This is a genomic window from Mesorhizobium sp. ISC25 (assembly GCF_042295465.1).
Taxonomy (GTDB): domain Bacteria; phylum Pseudomonadota; class Alphaproteobacteria; order Rhizobiales; family Rhizobiaceae; genus Mesorhizobium.
The window spans coordinates 3744468-3765847 of sequence record NZ_CP135441.1 but is presented as its reverse complement, the minus strand read 5'-3'; the positions used below and the strand labels follow the sequence as shown (position 1 = coordinate 3765847).

Here is a 21380-nt window from a genome sequence, read left to right as displayed (position 1 = left end):
TCATCTCTCCCGGAAACGGAAAAACGTGCCCAACGGAATTCTGCTCGCTCTCATCGCCTATGCAAGCTATTCGTGCAGCGACGCCGTTGTCAAAAGCCTGGGCGGGCAGTTCAACGTCTTCGAGATCGGCTTCTTCTCGACATTGTTTGCCGGCTGCTTTCTGCTCTTTGCCAGGCCGCCAAGCGAGCGCTGGCGCGATTTCTGGCGCACGACCCGGCCCTGGGCGGTACAGGCCCGCGCCTGGGCCGGCATCGCCTCCGGCGTGCTCAGCGTCTACGCCTTCACCACCATCCCGCTGGCAGAAGTCTATGCGCTCATCTTCCTGGCGCCGCTATTCGTCACCATCCTGGCCACGCTGGTCCTCAAGGAGAAGGTCGGCCCATGGCGGTGGCTGGCGGTGGTCGCCGGCTTTGCCGGGGTCATGCTGGTCGTCAGGCCTGGGTTTCGCGAGTTGCATCTTGGTCATCTGGCGGCGTTCATCATCGCCTTCCTGGCCGCCACCAACGTCATCCTGATGCGTTCGCTCGCCGCGCAGGAAAAGCGCACGACGATGCTCGGCGTGCTGATCGGCTACGGCCTGCTCTTCAACGGCGTCGGTGCGGCGGCCACCTCGTTCTCGCTGCCGGATGGCAGGCAATGGGCGTGGCTGGTGCTCGCCGGCGCCTCCACCGCCGGCGGCCAGCTGCTGCATCTGCTGGCGGTCAAATACGCACCGGCCAACCGCATCGCGCCAACGCATTACTCGCAAATCGTCTGGGCCGTGGTCCTGGGCGCGCTGTTCTTCAGGGAATACCCGGATTTTCTGTCGCTGGTCGGCTTGGCCGTGGTCGGCGGTTCCGGTCTGCTGACGATGGTGCGCGAGGAGGTGCGGCTCGGCACCGTGCGCTGGAACCCGTTTTCGCGGACCAGGCTTTGAGTCGGCGCCGAGGTTGCGCCGCGACCACCACCGCTGATATGCGGTCGCTGCCAACTGGCTGCACCTTGGGACAATGACCACAAAACCTTTGCCGGAACTGCCGGTCTCCGCTGTCTTGCCGGCGCTCAATGAAGCGCTCGGCCATGGTAACAGCGCCGTGCTGGTGGCGCCGCCCGGTGCCGGCAAGACGACGCTGGTTCCACTGGCGCTGCTCGACGCTGAATGGCTCGGCGCCGGAAAGATCATTCTGCTCGAGCCTCGCCGCCTCGCCGCCCGCGCTGCCGCCCGCCGCATGGCCGAATTGCTTGGCCAAGAGCCCGGCGAAACCGTCGGCTATGCCATGCGCATGGAAAACCGCACTTCCGCAAAGACCAGGATTCTCGTCGTCACCGAAGGCGTGCTGTCTCGCATGATCCTCGACGATCCCGAGCTGCCCGGTGTCGCGGCGGTGTTGTTCGACGAGTTCCACGAACGCTCGCTCGACGGCGATTTCGGGCTGGCGCTGGCGCTCGACGTGCAAAGTGCGCTGAGGCCCGAACTCAGATTGCTGGTGATGTCGGCGACGCTCGACGGTGCGCGTGTCGCAAAATTGCTGTCCGGCGCGCCGCTGATCGAGAGCGCAGGCCGCGCCTTCCCGGTCGACATCCGCTATGACGAGCGGCTGGCCGGCGTCACCATCGAGGATGCGATGGCCAGGGCGATCCGCTCGGCGCTTGCCGGGGAGGAGGGCAGCGTGCTCGCTTTCCTGCCCGGCCAGCGCGAGATCGAGCGCACCGCCGATCGGCTGGCGGGCAAGGTCGGCGCCGACACCGACATCGTGCCGCTCTACGGCATGCTCGACAACAAGGCGCAGGACGCGGCGATCAAGCCGGCGCCGCCCGGCCGCCGCAAGGTGGTGGTGGCGACGTCGATCGCCGAAACCTCCATCACCATCGACGGCGTGCGCGTCGTCATCGATTCCGGCCTATCGCGGCTGCCGCGCTACGAGCCGGCGAGCGGCCTGACGCGGTTGGAGACGGTACGTGCTTCCCGCGCTTCCGCCGACCAGCGCGCCGGCCGTGCCGGGCGCACGCAGCCCGGTGTCGCCATCCGGTTGTGGCGGGCCGAGCAGACGGCGGCACTGCCGGCCTTCACGCCGCCGGAAATCCTCGAAGCCGATCTTTCCGGCCTGTTGCTCGATTGCGCCGCGTTCGGCGTCGCCGATCCGACCAGCCTGTCCTTCCTCGACCCCCCGCCGGCTCCGGCGCTCACCGAGGCGAGGGCACTGCTGCGCGCGCTCGATGCTGTCGATGCGGCAGGACGCCTGACGGAGGCCGGTGCCGCGATGCGCAGGCTGGTGTTACCGGTTCGGCTCGCCCACATGGTCGCCGAGGCGGCAAGGACCGGACAGGCGCTCGAGGCGGCGATGCTCGCCGTGCTATTGACCGAGCGCGGCCTTGGCGGCGACGGTGCCGATCTCGAACGGCGGCTGATGCGCTTTCACGCCGAAAGATCGCCGCGTGCCACCGCTGCCCGCCAGCTTGCAGAGAGGTTGGCAAAGCAGGCTTCACCCTCCCCCTTGAGGGGAGGGTCGGCGAGCGAGCTAAGCGTAGCGAAGCGAGGGAGACGGGGTGGGGTCGCCGATGGCGTGCCCGACCCGACCCCACCCCGATCCGCTACGCGGATCGACGCGCCGGGGCGAGCCGCGGGTCTCGCCCGTCCTTCGGACCCCCTCAAGGGGGAGGGCAGCACCGCCGGCGCTCTCCTCATCCATGCCTGGCCGGATCGGGTCGCCAGGGCGCGCGGCGAGCGTGGCCGCTTCGTGCTTGCCAACGGCTCGGGCGCCATGCTCGACGCCTCCGATCCGCTGGCCGGCGAGACCTGGCTCGTCGTCGCCGACCTGCAGGGCAAGGCACAGAACGCCCGCATCACCGCGGCGGCAGCCATCGATGAGACCGATATTCGTACCGCGCTGGCGGAGAAGATCGAGACCCGCCGCGAGGTAAGCTTCGACCGCGACAGGCGCGCGGTGCGGGTGCGCGAAGCGGTTCGCCTCGGCGCCATCACGCTGTCCGAACGCATGCTGCCGGCGCCGACCGGTGCCGACGCGGATCGCGCCATCCTCGACGCCTTGCGCGAACACGGCCTGTCGCTGTTGCCGTGGAACAGGGAGGCGGAGACGTTGCGACAGCGGCTCGGCTGGCTGCATCGCGGCCTCGGCGCGCCATGGCCCGATGTCTCCGATGCCGCGCTCGTCGAGCGCCTCGACGACTGGCTGCTGCCGTTCCTTTCCGGTGCCGCATCCTTTGCGGCGATTGATCCCAGCATGCTTTCGCAAGGCCTGATGACGCTGGTACCGCACGAATTGCAGCGCAAGATAGACACATTGGCGCCGACCCATTTCGACGCGCCGTCGGGCAGCCGGCTACCGATCCGCTATGACGGCGAATGGCCGGTGCTGGCGATCCGCGTGCAGGAACTGTTCGGCCTCGACCGGCATCCCGCGATAGCCAACGGCACTGTGCCGCTGACGCTCGAATTGCTGTCGCCGGCGCATCGGCCGATCCAGACGACGCGCGACCTTCCCGGGTTCTGGCGCGGCTCCTGGGCCGATGTGCGGGCAGACATGCGCGGCCGCTATCCCAGGCATGTCTGGCCGGAGAACCCGCTTCTCGCCGCCGCCACCAGCCGCGCCAAGCCGCGCGGTACCTGATGCTTCTAGGCTGTCATCCCGAACCGAAGGCCAACTTCGGCGGTTTTTCGGAAAAGACCTCCGGATGTTTCCCCTCTATAATCATTGGTCATGATAAACATCCTGCACGCACCCGACTTCCAGCAAAGCCAGCGGCTGCGCCTCAACACGCTGATCAGGTTGCGCTGGCTTGCCATCGTCGGCCAGAGCCTGACCGTGCTTGTCGTCGCTTACGGGCTGAAATTTCCGCTGCCGGTCAGCATGTGTTTTGCGCTGATCGCCTGTTCGGCCTGGATGAACCTTTTGCTGACCTTCCGCTATCCGGCGGCGCATCGGCTTACCCCGTTCTCGGCCTTTGCCATCCTGACCTTCGACAGCCTGCAGCTTGCCGGCCTGCTCTACATGACCGGCGGCCTCACCAATCCGTTTTCGCTGCTGATGACCGTGCCCGTCGTCGTCTCGGCGACGTCGCTGCCGCTGCGGCTGACCGCCATGCTCGGCGCGCTGGTGATCGTGGCGGCGACGCTGCTGGTCTTTTACCACCTGCCGCTGCCCTGGCATGAGGGCGCGCCATTGGCGATGCCGTTCGTCTATGTGGCCGGCATATGGATGGCGGTGTTCTGCTCCATCGCCTTTACCGCGATCTATGCCTTCCGGGTGGCCGAGGAGGCGCGGCTGCTTGCCAACGCGCTTGCCGCCACCGAACTGGTGCTGCAGCGAGAGCAGCATCTCTCGGCCCTCGACGGCCTCGCCGCGGCCGCCGCGCACGAGCTCGGCACGCCGCTCGCCACCATCACGCTTGTCGCCAAGGAGATGGAGAAGGCGCTTGGCGAAGATCCGAAATACGGCGAGGACGTGAAGCTGCTGCGTTCGCAGAGCGAGCGCTGCCGCGAAATCCTGAAGCGCCTGACCAGCCTTTCCTCCGAGAGCGAGGTGCACCTCTCGCGTCTGCCACTGACCTCGCTGGTCGAGGAGGTGACGGCGCCGCACCGCGATTTCGGCATTTCGATCAAGCTTCGGCCGGGCGAGCGCATCGGCCCGGAACCCGTGGGCCGGCGCAATCCCGGCGTCATCTACGGCCTCGGCAATCTGGTCGAGAACGCCGTCGACTTCGCCCGCAAAAGCGTGACAGTGCGCTGGAACTGGAACGAGGCCGCCGTCAGCTTCTCGATCATCGACGACGGGCCGGGCTTTCCGCCGGAGATCATCGACCGCATCGGCGAACCTTATATGTCGACGCGCCAGGGCACCGAAGCCGGCGGCGGCCTCGGCCTGGGTCTATTCATCGCCAAGACCTTGCTCGAACGCTCCGGCGCGACGCTCGATTTCCGCAATTCAAGCGAGCCCGGCGAGGGCGCCATCGTGCAGATATCGTGGCCGCGCAGCGTCTTCCTCAATCCCGAGCAGGCTTCGGCCACCATGTTCGACACGGCCTAAATTGGACAATAGCGTTGCGAAACTATATTTGCGTAAAAATCAGGCAGCAGGATTTTCAGCACGATGAGTACTGACGAAACGATTGGCGCAATGGTCGAAGGCGAGGACACCTCGCTGCTGATCGTCGACGACGACAAGCCGTTCCTGACGCGGCTTGCCCGCGCCATGGAAACCAGGGGTTTCGTGGTCGAGACGGCCGAGAGCGTCGAGGAAGCGGTTGCAAAGGCGCGCGCCAATCCGCCGGCCTATGCGGTGGTCGACATGCGGCTGGCCGACGGCAACGGCCTCGACGTCGTCGCCGCGATCCGCGAGAAGCGCGACGATGCCCGCGCCATCATCCTCACCGGCTACGGCAACATCGCCACTGCGGTGACGGCGGTGAAGCTCGGCGCCATCGACTATCTGTCGAAGCCGGCCGACGCCGACGATATCTTTGCAGCCCTGACCCGCACGGCGGGCGAACGCGCGGCGCCGCCCGAAAATCCGATGTCGGCCGACCGGGTACGCTGGGAGCACATCCAGCGCGTCTACGAAATGTGCGACCGCAACGTCTCGGAAACCGCACGCCGCCTGAACATGCATCGCCGCACACTGCAGCGCATCCTCGCCAAGCGGGCGCCGCGCTAAAAGGCTCTGACTACAGGCTTGCCCGGCCAGCACTGTTTGCGCATCATCGCTTGGCGGTGTCGGACCTTGCCGCTGATACGACGGAGGCGACATGCAGGACGAAAAGCGGCTGGTCTCCATGCTGCGCGAATTCCTCGACAGCGAGGCGGCCGGTGGCCTCATCCTCATGGCTGCGGCGGCCCTTGCCCTGATCGTCGCCAATTCGCCGCTGGGCGAGGCTTATTTCTCCGCCCTCCATGCCTATCTCGGACCGCTCAGCGTCTCGCACTGGATCAATGACGGCCTGATGGCAGTGTTCTTCCTGCTGGTCGGCCTCGAGATCAAGCGCGAGATGCTCGACGGCCAGCTCTCGACCTGGCCGCGCCGCGTGCTGCCCGGCATCGCCGCCGCCGGCGGCATGGCAGTACCGGCACTGGTCTATGTGGCCGTCAACCGCAACAATCCAGCCGCTCTGTCCGGCTGGGCGATTCCGACCGCCACTGACATCGCCTTTGCGCTCGGCGTGCTGTCGCTGCTCGGCAGCCGCGTGCCGGGCTCGCTGAAGATATTCCTCACCGCGCTCGCCATCATCGACGATCTCGGCGCCGTGCTCATCATCGCGGTGTTTTATACCAGCGGCCTGTCGCTCGCCTATCTCGGCGCCGCCTTTGCCGTCATCGCGCTGCTGGTGGTGCTCAACCGCATGCGGGTGCTGACGCTGCTGCCGTACATCTTGCTCGGCATCGTTCTGTGGGTTTTGGTGCTCAAATCGGGCGTCCATGCGACGCTCGCCGGCGTCGCGCTGGCCCTCGCCATACCGCTGAAAATCTCGCCCGGCAGCGGCCATGATCTCGACCATTCGCCGCTGCACCGGCTCGAACACGGCCTGCACAAAGTCGTCGCCTTCTTCGTCATCCCGATTTTCGGCTTTGCCAATGCCGGCGTCTCGCTCGGCGGTCTCAGCGCTGCCGCCCTGGCCGAGCCGCTGACGCTCGGCGTCGCCGCCGGTCTCGTCGCCGGCAAGCTGGTCGGCGTGTTCGGGTCTTCCGCACTCGCCATCCGGCTTGGCTTCGCCGATCTGCCGATCAATGCCGGGTGGCTGCACATGATCGGCATTTCGCTGCTCTGCGGCATCGGTTTCACCATGAGCCTGTTCATCGGCCTGCTCGCCTTCGCCAGCGACGTCGCTCTGCAGGACGCGGTCAAGGTCGGCATCCTCGCCGGCTCCTTTATTGCCGCGCTCCTCGGCGCCGCTGTGCTGCTCGTGGCGCCGGCCGCAGGCGAGGCGGAGGAGGCGGAAGAATAGGCCCCGTCTCCTCGCGGGGCGCTACCCGTGCGCAACCATGACGTGGCGGACGGCGGTGTAGTCCTCCAGCGCGTAGAGCGACATGTCCTTGCCGTAGCCGGATTGTTTCAGTCCGCCATGCGGCATCTCGTTGGTCAGCATGAAATGGGTGTTGATCCAGGTGCAGCCATATTGCAGGCGGGCGGCCGTCGCCATGGCGCGCGAAACGTCCGTGGTCCACACCGACGATGCCAGGCCATAGTCAGAATCATTGGCCCAGTTCACCGCTTCGTCGACTTCGGAAAAACGGGTGACCGAGACCACCGGGCCGAACACTTCGCGGCGCACGATCTCGTCTTCCTGAAGGGCGCCGGCGACGACAGTCGGCTGGTAGAAGAAGCCGGAGCCCTCGCCAGGCTTGCCGCCCGTGGTGATCTCGATGTGCTTGAGCTCGGAGGCGCGCTCGACGAAGCTCGAGACGCGGTCGCGCTGGCGGCGCGAGATCAGCGGCCCGATTTCGTTCTCGGTATCGTCGGGGCGATCATACTTGATGGTCGAGACCGCAGCGGAGAGGTCGGCGACGAGCTTGTCGTAGATCTTCTTGCCGGCATAGATGCGGCAGGCGGCGGTGCAGTCCTGGCCGGCATTGTAATAGCCGAAGGCGCGCAGGCCGTTGACCACCGCACCGAGATCGGCGTCATCGAAGACGATGACCGGCGCCTTGCCGCCGAGCTCGAGATGCGTGCGCTTGACCGATTTGGCGGCGGCCTGCAGCACCTTCTTGCCGGTGGCGACGTCGCCGGTGATCGAGATCATGTTGACCTTCGGATGGTTGATCAGCGTGTTGCCGACGCTGTCGCCGCGGCCGAGCACGACGTTGACGACGCCTTCCGGCAGGATCTCGGAAAGGATTTTTGCCAGCTTCAGCGCAGTCAGCGGCGTCTGCTCCGACGGCTTGAAGACGACGGTGTTGCCGCCGGCAATCGCCGGCGCCAGCTTCCAGGCCATCATCATCAGCGGATAATTCCACGGCGCAATCGACGCCACGACGCCGATGGCGTCGCGGCGGACCATCGAGGTATGACCGGGAATGTATTCGCCGGCGACCTGTCCAGGCATCGAGCGGACCGCGCCGGCAAAGAAGCGGTAGCAGTCGACGATCGCCGGGATCTCGTCATTGAGCACGGCATTGATCGGCTTGCCACAGTTCAGCGCCTCGAGCGCCGCGAAATCCTGTGCAGCAGCCTCGATGCGATCGGCGATCTTCAGGAGATAGCCGGCGCGCTGCGCCGGTGTTGTGCGGGACCAGGTGACGAAGGCTTTTTCGGCGGCAAGCACTGCCGCCTCGATCTGCGCCGGGCTGGCCTCGGGCAGATTGAGGATGGTCGCCCCGGTCTTCGGGTTGAGGATCGGTTCCTCGGTCTCGGCGCCTTTCTCGAATCTCGAGCCGATCAGCATCTGCGTGTCCATGGAAATCTCTCCCTTATGAACTGAAGTCATTTGCCCGAACCGGCGATCTGGTCGCCGTCGCGGGTCAGGTAATAGGCAGCGAGGATGGGAAGCAGCGTCACCAGCACCACGACCATCGCCACGACATTGGTGACCGGACGCTGGCGCGGACGGATCAACTCTTCGAGCATCCAGATCGGCACCGTCTGCTGCTGGCCGGCGGTGAAGGTGGTGACGATGACCTCGTCGAAGGACAGCGCAAAGGCCAGCATGCCGCCGGCCAGCAGCGCGGTTGCGATGTTGGGCAGCACGACATGCCGAAAGGTCTGGAAACCATCGGCGCCGAGATCCATCGACGCCTCGATCATCGAGCCGGACGTGCGGCGGAAACGGGCGACGGCATTGTTGTAGACGACGACCACGCAGAAGGTGGCGTGGCCGAGCACGATCGTCCAGAACGAGAACGGGATTTCGGCCAGCGCGAAGGCCGAGCGCAGCGCGATGCCGGTGATGATGCCGGGCAGCGCGATCGGCAGGATGACCAGCAGCGAGATGGTTTCGCGGCCGAAGAATTTTGTGCGGGACACGGCCGCGGCGCACAGCGTGCCGAGGACGAGCGCGATGGCGGTCGAGATCGCCGCGACGCGCACCGACAACGACAGCGCCTGCCAGACGTCAGGCCGGTTCCAGGTGACGGCGAACCATTGCGTGGTCAGGCCCGGCGGCGGCCAGACGAAGCTCTTCTCCTCGGTGGTGAAGGCATAGACGAAGATCAGCAGGATCGGCAGGTGCAGGAAGAGCAGGCCGCCGGTGGCAGCGAGCTTCAGGCCGATCGGCGCGGATGGGCCACGGTCAGAGCGCATCGAAAGCCCCCATGCGCTTGGCGCCCCAGAGATAGAAGCCCATGATGACAATCGGCACCACGGTAAAGGCGGCGGCGAGCGGGATGTTGCCGGCAGTGCCTTGCTGCGAATAGACGGCCTGGCCGATGAACAGCCGCGACGTGCCGATGATCTGCGGGATGATGTAGTCGCCGAGCGTCAGCGAGAAGGTGAAGATCGAGCCGGCGACGATGCCAGGCAGCGCCAGCGGGAACAGCACGTTGCGGAAGGTCTGGCGGGGCGAGGCGCCGAGATCGGACGAGGCTTCGACCAAATTGCCCGGCACGCGCTCGAGGGCGGCCTGCACCGGCAAGATCATGAAGGGCAGCCAGACATAGACGAAGACGATGAAGGTGCCGGTTGAGGAGACCGACAGCGAGTTGCCGCCGACGACCGGCAGCGATAGCCAGGCATCAAGCAGCCACAGAAGATGCAATTTGGCCAGCAGCCACGTCAGGATGCCTTCCTTGGCGAGGATCAGCTTCCAGGCATAGATCTTGACCAGGTAGCTCGACCACAGCGGCAGCATGACGCCGAGATAAAACAACGCTTTCCAACGGCCACGCGCATAGCGCGCCGCGTAATAGGCGATGGGAAAGGCGATGACCGCCGACGCGAGCGTCACCAGCGCCGCCATCGTCACCGTGCGCAGGATGATGTCGAGATTGGCGGCCTGCAGCAGGTCGCCGTAAGTCTTCAGCGTGAACTCGCGGTTGATCAGGCCGGAGAACTCGTCGATCGAAAAGAAGCTCTGCAGGAGCAGTGCGACCAGCGAGCCGATATAGACGATGCCGAGCCACAGAACCGGCGGCAGCAGCATGAGCAGAAGCAGCAGTTGCGGCCGGCGCCAGAAGAGGTCGGAGAGCGCGCCGCGTACGCCGCCGCTGCCCGGCAGGATGGCGGGGGCCGTGGCCCGCGGCATGGCAGCGTCAAGGCTCATCCCAGCTCGTCCATCAAATGCAAATGCTCGCGGTTGAAGGTGAGCACCACCGCCTCGCCTTCCCGGGGCAAGGCAGCACCCGCCGGCACGATGGCATGTAGCCGCAAGCCCTCTGCATCGAGCGCCAGTCTTGTCGTGGCGCCGAGATAGTTGGTCGAGACAAGACGAGCGGCAACGCCGTCGCCTTTGGCGGCACGACCGATGCGGATGGATTCGGGCCGCAGGCTGCCCCAGCGATGCTGGCCGGCATAGCGCTGGACGAAATCCGGCGGCAGCACGTTGGACGAGCCGACGAAATCGGCGACGAAGCGGGTCTTGGGGCGCTGGTAGATGTCTTCCGGCGTGCCGATCTGCATGATCTTGCCGTCATTGAAGACGGCGACGCGGTCGGCCATCGACAGCGCTTCGCCCTGGTCGTGGGTGACGAACACGAAGGTGATGCCGAGCGCCTTCTGCAGCGATTTCAACTCCTCCTGCATGTTTTCGCGCAGCTTGAGGTCGAGCGCGCCGAGCGGCTCGTCGAGCAACAGCACCTTGGGCTGGTTGACCAGCGCACGGGCGAGCGCGACGCGCTGGCGCTGGCCGCCGGAAAGTTGGCCAGGGCGACGCGCGCCGTAGCCGGGAAGCCGCACCAGCGCAAGCGCCTCTTCCGCCGCCTTTTGCCGCTCCGGTCTGCCGATGCCCTTGACCATCAGCCCATAGGCGACGTTGTCGAGCACGTTGAGATGCGGGAACAGCGCATAATCCTGGAACACGGTGTTGACGTTGCGGCGATAGGGCGGCACGCCCTCGGCGCGTTCGCCGAAGATCGAGATCGACCCAGCCGTCGGCTGCTCGAAGCCGGCGATGAGGCGCAGGCACGTCGTCTTGCCCGAGCCGGAAGGCCCGAGCATGGCGAAGAACTCGCCCGGCACGATGTCGAGATCGACCGCGTCGACGGCACGCACGGTGCCGAAATGGCGGGAGACGTTTTGGAAGGAAACGGCGGAGGTCATGGGGCTGTCCTGATCTGTCAGGCTCATCAAATTTCAGACGGTTGCGCCGCCCCTCATCCGCCTGCCGGCACCTTCTCCCCGTATAGTGGACGGGGAGAAGGGAGGCGCTCCAACGCTGGCGACCCCCCGTTCTTCACGGGGAGAGGGTAAGGGTGAGGGGCAGCGCCGAGCTTGGTAGGTGAGGCGAACTCACCGCCCGCCGATGACGCCGATATAGTCCGACACCCAGCGGTAATAGGGCACGCACTGGTCGTTCTGGGTGGCGCATTTCGACACCGGCGTCTTCCAGAACTTGATCTTGTCGAAATTGTCGTAGCCGTTGGTCTTGCAGCCCTCTTCGCCGAGCAGTTCGTTGCCCTTGCAGGCGGCGGGCACCACCGGCAGCGACCCGAACCAGGCGGAGACGTCGCCCTGCACTTTCGGCGACAGCGAATGCTCCATCCACATGTAGGCGCAGTTCGGGTGGGCCGCATCGGCCTCCATCATCGTGGTGTCGGCCCAGCCGGTGACGCCCTCCTCGGGGATGGTCGAGGCGACCGGCTTCTTGGCCGCGATCAGCGTGTTGACCTGGTAGGGCCAAGAACCGGAGGCGACGACGCCTTCGTTCTGGAAATCGTCAACCTGGATGGCGGCGTCATGCCAATAGCGTCCGACCAGTGTACGCTGGACCCGCAGCAGGTCGAGCGCGGCCTTGTACTGATCCTCGGTCAGTTCGTACGGATCCTTGATGCCGAGCTCCGGCTTGTGAGCCATCAGGTAATTGGCGGCGTCGGCGATGTGGATCGGCCCGTCATAGGCCTGGACGCGGCCCTTGTTCGACTTGCCGTCGGGCAGCTTCATTTCCTCGAACACGATGCTCCAGCTCTTCGGCGCCTCCTTGAACACTTCGGTGTTGTACATCAGCACGTTCGGCCCCCATTGGTACGGTACGCCGTAATGGACACCGCCGACGGTGAACCAGGGCGCATCCTTCAGCCGGTCGTCGACGGTCTTCCAGCTCGGGATGAGGTCGGTGTTGATCGGCTGGACGCGCTTGCCGGCGACGAGGCGCAGCGAGGCGTCCCCTGAGGCGGTGACAAGGTCGAAACCGCCTTCGTTCATCAACGAGACCATCTCGTCGGAAGTGTTGGCGGTCTTGACGTTGACCTTGCAGCCGGTTTCCTTTTCGAACGAAGTGACCCAGTCGTAGCCCTTGTCGGTTTCGCCGCGCTCGATATAGCCCGGCCAGGCGACGATATTGACCTCGCCTTCGCCCTTGCCGAGCTCCTTGACCTGGGCGATGGCCTGGCCGGAGAAGGTCAGCGCGACCGTCAAGGCAGTGCATGATTTCAGCAATGAATTCATCGTCGATCTCCCATTTTGCATGACCCTGAAACCGGTTTCGGCTTTCGGAAAAGGTCATGCGACCGTTTAAAAACGTTAGATGCGCGGCTCTGAAGGGCCGTGCTCCGGCGGCAGCTTTGTTCCCTGACCGAAAAGTGCTGCGAAATTTCCGGTTTCGCAAATTCATTTATCAGAAAGCCGATATCGGTTTTTCCGATACATCAGCGGCCGATCTTCTCGGGCCGTTGGCGCACCATGCGCTGCGACTGGGCAAGCCCGATGAAGTCGCGCGCCGCCTGCGGCAGACCGGAGCCGCGCCGCCAGACCATGCCGACCTGGACGACCGGCAACGACCCCGAAATATCGCGCGATTCGATGCGATCGCCTTCCAGCGACCATGGCCGGTAGACGAGGTCGGGCAGTAGCGCCACGCCGGCGCCGGTGGCGACGAGGCTGCGCACCGCTTCGACCGAGCGGGTGCGGAAGGCGACATGCGGCTTGGCGCCGATCGCCGTCAGCAGCTTTCCGGTGTTCTCCTCGATCTCGTCGACGGTCAGCATGATCAACGGTTCCGAGGCGATGTCACCGATGCCGATAATGTCGGCGCCGGCCAAGGGATGGCCGAGCGGCAGCCACAGCCGGTAGGCCGAGACTTCGAGGATTTCGGACTGCAGCGCGGTGCGGTCGCGCAGGTTCGAGGTGACCATGACGGCAATGTCGAGCTTGCCGCCGATCAACAGGTGCTCGAGATAATCGCCATTGTCCTCGATCGCCGAGACCTCGACACCCGGATAGGCGCGGCGGTAGCGGGCAAGAAGATCGGACAGCACATAGCCGGCGACCAGCGAGGTGACGCCAAGTTGCAGCCGCCCGCTTGCCGCGATCTGTTCGCCGAAGAAGGCGCGTCGCGCATCGGAAACGTCGGCCAGGATCTTCCTCGCATGGCGCAGGAACTGGTGGCCTTTGTGGGTGATGTTCAAGCCGCGCGGGTGGCGCTCGAACAACTCGACGCCGAGATCGTGCTCCAACTCCTTGATCGCCTCGGTGACCGAGGATTGCGAGATCGACAGGTTCTGGGCGGCGCCCGACACCGTGCCTTGCTCGGCGACGGCGATGAAGAACTGCAATTGGCGGATGGTAAAGGCCATGGCCGGACTAAACACGGCGGAAGCGGCGCTGGGAAGTGGGGCGACCGACAACACTTGACGGCCGAAAGACTCGTAACTAAATAAGTTACATGAAACGAAACAGCAGACTCTCGTCGACCCTGCACATTCTCGTCCACATGGCCGAAACGCAGGAGCACGCGCTGACCTCCGAGCAACTCGCCACATTCATCCACACGAACCCGGTCGTCGTCCGCCGGACCGTCGCCGGCTTGCGTAAAGCTGGCATCGTCACCTCTTCGCGCGGGCATGGCGGCGGCTGGCAACTTGGCCGTGCGCCCGAGCAAATCTCGCTGGCCGAGATCAGCGACGCGCTCGGCGAACCGCTGCTGCCGTTCGGCACCGAGCCGGAGAGCCCCGGCTGCCTTGTCGAACAAGCGGTGATAGCGGCGCTCGATGATTTTCGCGTTGAGGCCGAGAAGCTGCTGGCGGAAAAACTCAGCCGCATCACGCTTGCCGACCTCGCCGCCGATTTCCACCGCCGTTACGAGCTGATTGGAGTGACCAGCCATGCAGTATGATCTGATTGTTGTGGGCGGCAGCTTTGCCGGCCTGTCGGCTGCCATCCAGGTGGCACGAGCCCGGCGCAACGTCCTGGTGATCGACGCAGGCCAGCCGCGCAATCGTTTTGCCGAACACTCGCACGGCTTCCTCGGGCAGGACGGGCGCGCGCCCGGCGCAACCCTGGACGACGCAAGGCAGCAAGTGCTGGCCTATCCGACAGCCAAGGTCATCGCCGGGTTGGCGGACAAGGCCGCTGCCGCCGGTTCCGGCTTCGAGGTCACGACGGATCGCGGCGAGGCATTCGGTGCCGCGCGGCTGGTGCTTGCCACCGGCGTGCGCGATATCCTGCCGGATGTCCCCGGGCTTGCCGAGCATTGGGGAAAGAGCGTGCTGCATTGTCCTTATTGCCATGGCTATGAGGTGGACGGCGGACCGCTTGGCGTACTCGCAACCGGCCCGATGGCGGTGCATCAGGCGCAATTGATCGCCGACTGGGGCGACGTCACGCTGTTCGCAAACGGCATGTTCGAACCCGACGCGGAACAGATGCTTGCGCTGGAAAGGCGAAACGTGCGGTTCGAACCGGCCGGCGTGGCGGAGCTGGAAAAAGATGGTGCGGGCGGGCTGGTCGTCAGTCTCGAAGACGGCCGCAAAGCCGGCGTCAGGGCGCTGTTCACAGCACCGCGCAACACCATGGCGAGCCCGCTGGCCGAGCAGCTCGGCTGCACCTTCACGGAAGGCTTTCTCGGTCCGGTGATCACCGTCGACGACCGGCAGCAGACGACCGTGCCCGGCGTCTATGCCGCCGGAGATGCAGCACGATCGATGCACAACATCGCCTTCGCCGTATCAGGTGGCGCCTTCGCGGGCATATGCGCCCACCAATCGCTGGTCTTCGACTAGAACCCGCTTTCGCCGCCGGCAATGCTGAGCCGCGCGCCCGCCTGGGCAAGCGCCGCGGCAATGTCGCGCGGCGGCGGCCGCTCGGTGGCGAGTTCGGAAAAGCCGTCGAAGCCGCAGACCTGAACCAGGCCCTGGCGGCCGAATTTGCTGTGGTCGGTGACGACAAGCGAACGCTGGCCGCGCGACAGCACCATGCGGGCGAACTCGGCCTCTTCCAAGTCATAGTCCATGACGCCGGTGACGGCATCGACCGCACCGGTCGATATCACCGCATGGCTGACGGAAAAGCGGCTGACAAATTCGATGGCCGAGACGCCAAAGGCAGCACCGGAATCGCTGCGCAGCTCGCCGCCGGCCATATAGACCTTGTTGCCGTTGACGGTGGCCAGCGTGCGGGCGATGTCGGAGGAGTTGGTGACGACCGTCAGCCGCCGGTGGCCGAGCAGTTCCCGCGCCAGGAAAGAGGTGGTGGTGCCGGTGTCGAGCATGATCGATTCGCCGTCGCGGATGGTGGCGGCGACCATGCGCGCTATTGCCCGCTTGGCGTCGGCGTTCTCGCGCATGCGCCGCTCGAACGGCGCTTCGCCGGCAATCGACGGCAGGCCGACGGCGCCGTGCATCTTGAGGATGGAACCGTCGTTGGTCAGTGGCTTGACGTCGCGGCGTACCGTCTCCAGCGAGACGCCCAGCCGGTCGGCCAGGCTGGCAATGGTGACAGTGCCTTCCTCCTTGAGGAGGCGCAGGATTTCGCCATGCCGCTTCGAGTGGACCATCGGTTTCCATCCGGTCGGATTGTTGCACTGCTGACCGTTTCTACGGCATAAATGCCACTAACTCCAAGGAATTTAGCAAAATTCGGGCGAAAAACCAGAAAACACCACAATTTCGCGTTGACAACGTCTCCAGCGTGGCGCGACATTATCGCTGTGACAGGCTCGGAACGGAGGACGGGGCTGAGCCGCACGAAAAATCGCCTGCCCGAACGCCCGGGAAACTGTCGGGTACAAGGGTGCCGAAATTCAGGATCCGCGGGGGCGGATGCCGGCGTCGAAGAACCCGGCACAAAGGGGCTCGTCGGTGCGGTGCGGGATACCGATCCCGAGATCTGCACCGACGAGATCTTCGCGTTGCCTCCATTCCTCCGTCCGATTGTCATCGCTGGCCAGCCGTGACATGCGTGGAAAATTGACCCAATGTTGGACGAGATCGTGACTGTCGAAGACCGCATCCGCGCGCTGCCTTGCTGGACCGGCAGCATCGACATTGCGCCGCTGCCGGGCGGGCTGAGCAATGCCAATTATCTGGTTAAGGACGCGGTCGGGCGGCACGTCGTGCGGATCGGCCAGGATTATCCGTTCCACCATGTCTTTCGCGAGCGCGAGATGATGACCGCGCGAGCAGCGCACGCGGCAGGCTTCGCTCCGGCCGTCCACTACACCGGACCCGGCGTCATGGTGACGGAGTATCTCGGCGCCAAGGCCTATGTCGCACAGGACGTGCGCGCCGATCTCGGCCGCGTTGCCGCGTTGCTGCGCGGCTTCCACCGGGAAATGCCCGGTCATGTCTCCGGCGCCGGCTTCATGTTCTGGGTATTCCATGTCATTCGCGACTATGCGCGCACGCTGGAGGAAGGCGGCAGCCGCAAGCTGGGCGAACTGCCGCGCCTGTTGACGCTGGCGGACGAGCTCGAGCGCGCGCAAAAACTGCTGCCGATCGTCTTCGGCCACAACGACCTTTTGCCGGCTAATATAATCGACGACGGTCACAGGCTTTGGCTCATCGATTTCGAATATGCCGGCTTCAACACCGCGATGTTCGACCTTGCCGGCGCGGCGTCGAATGCCGGCATGAGCGATGAGGAATCCTTCGCCTTTCTGACCGCCTATTTCATGAAGGAGCCGGACCCGGCAATACGGCGCTCGCACGCCGCCATGCAATGCGCGTCGCTGCTGCGCGAGGCGATGTGGGGCATGGTTTCCGAGCTCTACCTCGACGCGCCCGGCATCGACTACGCCGCCTACGCCGACGAAAACCTGGCGCGGCTCGAAACCGCCCTGGAGAACTACAGGACAAAATACGGGACGCGGACATGACCCTGCCCGCCCAGGCCGAGATCGTCGTCATCGGCGGTGGCATCATCGGCTGTTCGACGGCCTATCATCTGGCGCGCGACCATAAGGCCGATGTCGTGCTGCTCGAGCAGGGCAAACTGACCTCGGGCTCGACGTGGCATGCTGCCGGGCTGGTCGGCCAGTTGCGCTCGTCGGCGTCGATTACGCGGGTGCTCAAATATTCGGTCGATCTTTATAAGGGGCTGGAAGCCGAAACCGGCCTCGCCACCGGCTGGAAGATGACCGGCTGCCTGCGGCTAGGCACCAATGCCGACCGCTGGACCGAGTATAAGCGGCTGGCAACGACGGCAAAGAGCTTCGGCATGGATATGCATTTGCTGTCGCCGGCCGAGGTCAAGGAAATGTGGCCGCTGCTGGAAACCGGCGACCTCGTCGGCGCGTCCTGGCTGCCGACCGACGGTCAGGCAAGCCCTTCCGACATCACCCAGTCGCTGGCCAGGGGCGCGCGCATGCACGGCGCAAAATTGTTCGAGGAGGTGCGGGTCACCGGCTTCGAAATGAGAGACGGCCGCATCACCGCGGTGAAGACCAGCAAGGGCGATATCGCCTGCGACAAGGTGGTGAACTGCGCCGGGCAATGGGCGCGGCAGGTGGGTGCGCTGGCTGGCATCAACGTGCCGCTGCAGCCGGTGAAGCACCAGTACATCATCACCGAAAAGATCGATGGCTTGGCGACCGACGCGCCGACGATTCGCGACCCCGATCGCCGCACCTATTTCAAGGAGGAGGTCGGCGGGTTGGTGATGGGCGGCTACGAGCCGAACCCGCAGGCCTGGACGACCGGTCTGCCTGGCGGTGATGTGCCGGAGGATTGGGAGTTCCGGCTGTTCGACGATGATTACGATCATTTCGAGCAGCATATGAGCCAGGCGATCGAGCGTGTCCCGGCGCTCGCCAATGCCAGCGTCAAGCAGATGATCAACGGCCCGGAGAGCTTTACGCCGGACGGCAATTTCATCCTCGGCGTGGCGCCGGAATGCGCCAATATGTTCGTTGGCGCCGGCTTCAATGCCTTCGGCATCGCGTCCGGCGGCGGCGCCGGCTGGGTGCTGGCGCAATGGGTCGTCGACGGCGAGGCGCCGCTCGATTTGTGGGTGGTCGACATCCGCCGCTTCTCCGATCTGCACCGCGACCGGCAATGGGTCGGCGACCGCACATTGGAAGCCTACGGCAAGCACTACGCGATCGGCTTCCCGCATGAGGAATATGTCAGCGGCCGGCCGCGCATCGTCTCGCCTTTGTACGAGCGGCTGCAAAAACATCGCGCCGTGTTCGGCTCGAAACTTGGCTGGGAGCGGCCTAACTGGTTCGCGCCGGAAGGCATCGAGCCGAAGGACGTCTATTCGATGGGCCGGCAGAACTGGTTCTCGGCGGTTGGCGACGAGCACCGCCACGTGCGCGAAAAGATCGGTATTTTCGACCAGTCGTCTTTCGCCAAATACGAAATGACCGGAGCGGACGCGCTGAAGGCGCTGGACTGGATCTGCGCCAATGACGTCGCCAAGCCGGTCGGCCGGCTGACCTACACGCAGCTCCTCAACACGCGCGGCGGCATCGAGGCGGATTTGACCGTGGCGAGGCTCGGCGAGGAGAAATTCTATCTCGTCACCGGTACCGGTTTCCGCACGCATGATTTCTCCTGGATTGCCGATCATATCGGCAGGGAGTTCGACGTGACGCTGACCGACGTCACCGAGGAGTTCGGCACATTGTCGCTGATGGGGCCGCGCGCCCGTGACGTGCTGTCAGCGGTGACCGATGCTGACGTCTCGAACGCCGCCTTTCCGTTTGGCCATGTTCGCGAGATCGCCATTGCCGGCCATCCGGTTCGGGCGCTGCGCGTCACCTATGTCGGCGAGCTCGGCTGGGAACTGCATGCGCCGATCGCGGCAACGGGCGACGTTTTCGACGCACTGATGGCGGCGGGCACCGTCCACGACATCCGCCCGGTCGGCTACCGGGCGCTGGAATCGCTGCGGCTGGAAAAAGGCTACCGCGCCTGGGGCGCCGACATCACACCCAGCGACATGCCGCAGGAGGCCGGCCTCGGCTGGGCGGTGAAGCTCAGGAAGAACACCGATTTCCTCGGCCGGCGGGCGCTTGAAAAGCTCGATGGCTCGGCGCTCAGGAAACGTTTTGCCGGCTTCACTGTCGATGATCCGGATGTCGTGCTGCTCGGGCGCGAGACCATCCTGCGCAACGGCGACGCCGTCGGTTATCTCACCAGCGGCGGCTATGGCTACACCATCGGCAAGAACATCGGCTACGGCTATGTGCGCAATGCCGATGGCGTCAGCGATGATTTCCTCACCTCTGGCGACTACGAGCTGGTGGTAGCAATGGAACGGACGCTGGCTAAGATCCATCTCGAGCCACTTTACGACCCGATGGGGGCAAAGGTGAAGGCCTAGAGCCTTCCGGTTTCAGCCTCAGTTCACGATGAGCACGAGCCCCCGGCTCGGCACCGTATCGGCCTCGCCCGGCATCGAGACATAGGGCGGCGTCTCTTCGGCGCGGGTGACGGTGCCTTGCGCCTCGAGCTCGGCGATCCGGGCGGCAAACCCGGCATCCCACAGCGTGTTCTTCACCGTCAGCACGATCACCCCGCCCGGACGGCAGACGCGGATCAGCTCGTCCAGCCCCTCGGCTCCGACATGGCCCGACGTGAAGACGCCGGCGGAGATGATCCCAGCATAGGCATCGTCCACGAAGGGCAGCGGTCCGCCAAGCGCCAGGCAGTGCAGCGCAGAATAGACGCCCTTGCGCGAGGCTTGCGCCAGCATGCCTTCCGAAATGTCGAGCGCTTCGACCTGCGGATAACCGGTGATGGCAAGCCATTCGCCGATGAGCCCGGTGCCTGCCCCGGCATCGAGCAGAGGTGCGGCGCCGCGCGGCAGATGGCGGGCCAGCAAGGCAAGGCAGATGGTGGGATGGCGATAGCCGGCCGCCGACATGTCGGCGTCATAAGTGCCGGCCCAGCTGTCGTAGAGCGCCGCGACGTCTTCCGGTCGCTTCGCCGCATAGGCTGCGGCGAGCGCGCTCTGCTGTTTGCTGTCCGTCATCGCTTTCCGTCGCCTGGTATCGATCTGCAACGCGATCATAGCCAAACGGCGAAAACTGTGGAACCGTCATCGTCGCAATAACACGGGGAAAGGAGCGAAAGCCATGGCGGATGACCAGGCACGCGCCGCACTTGCGGCCATTCCGATGCTGGCCGGCTATGACGGCCCGCTGGAACGGCTCGGCGGTCTCACCAACCTCGTCTTCAGGGGGAAAGATTTCTGCCTGCGCATCCCCGGCAAGGGCACCGAGGAATATATCAACCGCGCCAACGAGGCAGTGGCGGCGCGGCAGGCGGCAAAAGCCGGCGTCAGTCCGGATGTGCTGCATGTCGATGCCGAGACCGGCGTGTTGGTGACCCGCTTCGTTGCCGGTGCCGAGACGATGTCGCCGGAAAAGTTCAAGACCCGACCGGGCAGCCCGGCACGCGCCGGCAAGGCCTTTCGCAAGCTGCACACATCCGGCGCGGTGTTCCCCTTCCGCTTCGAGCTGTTTGCGATGATCGACGACTATCTGCAGGTGCTGTCGACCAAGGATGTCGCTCTGCCTTCCGGCTATCACGATGTGGTCCGCGAGGCGGAGGCAGTGCGCGCGGCGCTTGCGGCTCATCCTCTGCCGATCGTCGCCTGCCACTGCGATCCGCTATGCGAAAACTTTCTCGATACCGGCGACAGGATGTGGATCGTCGACTGGGAATATTCCGGCATGAACGATCCGCTCTGGGATCTCGGCGACCTCAGCGTCGAAGGGCAATTCGACGCCGCGCAGGACGAGGAAATGACGCTGGCCTATTTCGGCGGCGAGCCGAGACCGGCGGAGCGCGGCCGCATCGTCATTTACAAGGCGATGTGCGACCTGTTGTGGACGCTGTGGGGCTTGATCCAGCTTGCCAACAACAATCCGGCCGACGACTTTCGCGCCTATGCCGACGGCCGGTTTGCGCGCTGCAAGACGCTGATGGAGACGCCGGAGTTTTCAAGGCATCTGGCGGCGGTGCATGCGGGCTAGAGCAATTCCCTATGAGAGCGGTCCAGAGCTCCAGCGATCCAGTAAAAGGCTTGAATGCTCTAAAAGCGCATTATGATTGAGCAGGTCAGGCGACATGACTTGGA

18 protein-coding genes are annotated in these 21380 nt (G+C 65.0%); 10 read left to right on the top strand and 8 right to left on the bottom strand.

Translation table 11 applies throughout. The features are described 5' to 3' along the window. Nucleotides 1-25: 25 nt before the first annotated feature. From RQ479_RS18665 to nhaA, 5 genes are all read left to right on the top strand, one after another. Nucleotides 26-916: a DMT family transporter gene (locus RQ479_RS18665; protein WP_376702148.1), complete on the top strand. Its 891-nt coding sequence runs from the start codon at nucleotides 26-28 to the stop codon at nucleotides 914-916. 73 nt (nucleotides 917-989) lie between these two features. Then, nucleotides 990-3608 (top strand): ATP-dependent helicase HrpB, encoded by a 2619-nt coding sequence (gene hrpB, locus RQ479_RS18660; protein WP_376702147.1) that lies wholly within the window; start codon nucleotides 990-992, stop codon nucleotides 3606-3608. Nucleotides 3609-3698: 90 nt separating this feature from the next. After that, nucleotides 3699-5024, top strand: coding sequence for an ActS/PrrB/RegB family redox-sensitive histidine kinase (locus tag RQ479_RS18655; protein ID WP_376702146.1), 1326 nt, complete (start codon nucleotides 3699-3701; stop codon nucleotides 5022-5024). 63 nt (nucleotides 5025-5087) lie between these two features. Next, entirely contained in the window at nucleotides 5088-5651 is a 564-nt protein-coding gene (locus tag RQ479_RS18650; protein ID WP_023676342.1) for an ActR/PrrA/RegA family redox response regulator transcription factor, read from the top strand. A gap of 91 nt (nucleotides 5652-5742) precedes the next feature. After that, entirely contained in the window at nucleotides 5743-6936 is a 1194-nt protein-coding gene (nhaA, locus tag RQ479_RS18645; RefSeq protein ID WP_376702145.1) for a Na+/H+ antiporter NhaA, read from the top strand. 21 nt (nucleotides 6937-6957) lie between these two features. Here nhaA and RQ479_RS18640 read toward each other — a convergent pair whose 3' ends face one another. The 6 genes from RQ479_RS18640 to RQ479_RS18615 form a co-directional block, all read right to left on the bottom strand. Further along, nucleotides 6958-8385 (bottom strand): gamma-aminobutyraldehyde dehydrogenase, encoded by a 1428-nt coding sequence (locus RQ479_RS18640; RefSeq protein WP_376702144.1) that lies wholly within the window; start codon nucleotides 8383-8385, stop codon nucleotides 6958-6960. 26 nt (nucleotides 8386-8411) lie between these two features. After that, nucleotides 8412-9227, bottom strand: a complete 816-nt coding sequence (locus tag RQ479_RS18635; protein WP_352479858.1) for an ABC transporter permease — start codon at nucleotides 9225-9227, stop codon at nucleotides 8412-8414. Next, the gene (locus RQ479_RS18630; RefSeq protein WP_376705971.1) at nucleotides 9217-10167 is read right to left on the bottom strand and encodes an ABC transporter permease; all 951 of its coding nucleotides are present in this window, start codon (nucleotides 10165-10167) and stop codon (nucleotides 9217-9219) included. Before RQ479_RS18630 ends, RQ479_RS18635 begins: the two co-directional genes overlap by 11 nt. A gap of 14 nt (nucleotides 10168-10181) precedes the next feature. Then, on the bottom strand, nucleotides 10182-11180 hold the full coding sequence (locus RQ479_RS18625) for an ABC transporter ATP-binding protein (protein ID WP_376702143.1): 999 nt from the start codon (nucleotides 11178-11180) through the stop codon (nucleotides 10182-10184). Between the two features lie 189 nt (nucleotides 11181-11369). After that, complete coding sequence (locus RQ479_RS18620; RefSeq protein ID WP_376702142.1) at nucleotides 11370-12524, bottom strand: ABC transporter substrate-binding protein; 1155 nt, start codon at nucleotides 12522-12524, stop codon at nucleotides 11370-11372. Between the two features lie 200 nt (nucleotides 12525-12724). Next, nucleotides 12725-13651, bottom strand: coding sequence for a LysR substrate-binding domain-containing protein (locus tag RQ479_RS18615; RefSeq protein ID WP_023717947.1), 927 nt, complete (start codon nucleotides 13649-13651; stop codon nucleotides 12725-12727). 89 nt (nucleotides 13652-13740) lie between these two features. On the opposite strand from RQ479_RS18615, the gene RQ479_RS18610 reads away from it, so the two are divergent. Further along, nucleotides 13741-14190: an RrF2 family transcriptional regulator gene (locus tag RQ479_RS18610; RefSeq protein ID WP_376702141.1), complete on the top strand. Its 450-nt coding sequence runs from the start codon at nucleotides 13741-13743 to the stop codon at nucleotides 14188-14190. Then, nucleotides 14180-15076 (top strand): NAD(P)/FAD-dependent oxidoreductase, encoded by an 897-nt coding sequence (locus RQ479_RS18605; protein ID WP_376702140.1) that lies wholly within the window; start codon nucleotides 14180-14182, stop codon nucleotides 15074-15076. The genes RQ479_RS18610 and RQ479_RS18605 overlap by 11 nt, the downstream gene beginning before the upstream one ends. On the opposite strand, the gene RQ479_RS18600 is transcribed toward RQ479_RS18605, so the two are convergent. Then, nucleotides 15073-15849 carry a DeoR/GlpR family DNA-binding transcription regulator gene (locus RQ479_RS18600; RefSeq protein ID WP_376702139.1) on the bottom strand — a complete coding sequence of 259 codons (777 nt, stop codon included), beginning with the start codon at nucleotides 15847-15849 and terminating at the stop codon, nucleotides 15073-15075. The two genes, RQ479_RS18605 and RQ479_RS18600, sit on opposite strands and share 4 nt — an antisense overlap. Nucleotides 15850-16284: 435 nt before the next feature. Here RQ479_RS18600 and RQ479_RS18595 point away from each other — a divergent pair, with 435 nt between their 5' ends. After that, on the top strand, nucleotides 16285-17169 hold the full coding sequence (locus RQ479_RS18595) for a phosphotransferase family protein (RefSeq protein ID WP_352464769.1): 885 nt from the start codon (nucleotides 16285-16287) through the stop codon (nucleotides 17167-17169). Next, nucleotides 17166-19619, top strand: coding sequence for an FAD-dependent oxidoreductase (locus tag RQ479_RS18590; protein WP_376702138.1), 2454 nt, complete (start codon nucleotides 17166-17168; stop codon nucleotides 19617-19619). The genes RQ479_RS18595 and RQ479_RS18590 overlap by 4 nt, the downstream gene beginning before the upstream one ends. Before the next feature lie 18 nt (nucleotides 19620-19637). Here the strand turns inward: RQ479_RS18590 and RQ479_RS18585 are convergent, their stop codons facing one another. Then, nucleotides 19638-20270, bottom strand: a complete 633-nt coding sequence (locus RQ479_RS18585; protein WP_376702137.1) for a class I SAM-dependent DNA methyltransferase — start codon at nucleotides 20268-20270, stop codon at nucleotides 19638-19640. Between the two features lie 103 nt (nucleotides 20271-20373). Here RQ479_RS18585 and RQ479_RS18580 point away from each other — a divergent pair, with 103 nt between their 5' ends. Next, entirely contained in the window at nucleotides 20374-21276 is a 903-nt protein-coding gene (locus RQ479_RS18580) for a phosphotransferase (RefSeq protein ID WP_376702136.1), read from the top strand. The last annotated feature ends 104 nt before the right edge of the window (nucleotides 21277-21380 follow it).

Excerpts from the sequence above, each read along its gene's own strand:
- hrpB (WP_376702147.1), top strand. The coding sequence starts at position 990 with ATGACCACAAAACCTTTGCCGGAACTGCCGGTCTCCGCTGTCTTGCCG.
- RQ479_RS18655 (WP_376702146.1), top strand. The coding sequence starts at position 3,699 with ATGATAAACATCCTGCACGCACCCGACTTCCAGCAAAGCCAGCGGCTG.
- RQ479_RS18650 (WP_023676342.1), top strand. The coding sequence starts at position 5,088 with ATGAGTACTGACGAAACGATTGGCGCAATGGTCGAAGGCGAGGACACC.
- nhaA (WP_376702145.1), top strand. The coding sequence starts at position 5,743 with ATGCAGGACGAAAAGCGGCTGGTCTCCATGCTGCGCGAATTCCTCGAC.
- RQ479_RS18640 (WP_376702144.1), bottom strand. The coding sequence starts at position 8,385 with ATGGACACGCAGATGCTGATCGGCTCGAGATTCGAGAAAGGCGCCGAG.
- RQ479_RS18635 (WP_352479858.1), bottom strand. The coding sequence starts at position 9,227 with ATGCGCTCTGACCGTGGCCCATCCGCGCCGATCGGCCTGAAGCTCGCT.
- RQ479_RS18630 (WP_376705971.1), bottom strand. The coding sequence starts at position 10,167 with ATGCCGCGGGCCACGGCCCCCGCCATCCTGCCGGGCAGCGGCGGCGTA.
- RQ479_RS18625 (WP_376702143.1), bottom strand. The coding sequence starts at position 11,180 with ATGACCTCCGCCGTTTCCTTCCAAAACGTCTCCCGCCATTTCGGCACC.
- RQ479_RS18620 (WP_376702142.1), bottom strand. The coding sequence starts at position 12,524 with ATGAATTCATTGCTGAAATCATGCACTGCCTTGACGGTCGCGCTGACC.
- RQ479_RS18615 (WP_023717947.1), bottom strand. The coding sequence starts at position 13,651 with ATGGCCTTTACCATCCGCCAATTGCAGTTCTTCATCGCCGTCGCCGAG.
- RQ479_RS18610 (WP_376702141.1), top strand. The coding sequence starts at position 13,741 with ATGAAACGAAACAGCAGACTCTCGTCGACCCTGCACATTCTCGTCCAC.
- RQ479_RS18605 (WP_376702140.1), top strand. The coding sequence starts at position 14,180 with ATGCAGTATGATCTGATTGTTGTGGGCGGCAGCTTTGCCGGCCTGTCG.
- RQ479_RS18600 (WP_376702139.1), bottom strand. The coding sequence starts at position 15,849 with ATGGTCCACTCGAAGCGGCATGGCGAAATCCTGCGCCTCCTCAAGGAG.
- RQ479_RS18590 (WP_376702138.1), top strand. The coding sequence starts at position 17,166 with ATGACCCTGCCCGCCCAGGCCGAGATCGTCGTCATCGGCGGTGGCATC.
- RQ479_RS18585 (WP_376702137.1), bottom strand. The coding sequence starts at position 20,270 with ATGACGGACAGCAAACAGCAGAGCGCGCTCGCCGCAGCCTATGCGGCG.
- RQ479_RS18580 (WP_376702136.1), top strand. The coding sequence starts at position 20,374 with ATGGCGGATGACCAGGCACGCGCCGCACTTGCGGCCATTCCGATGCTG.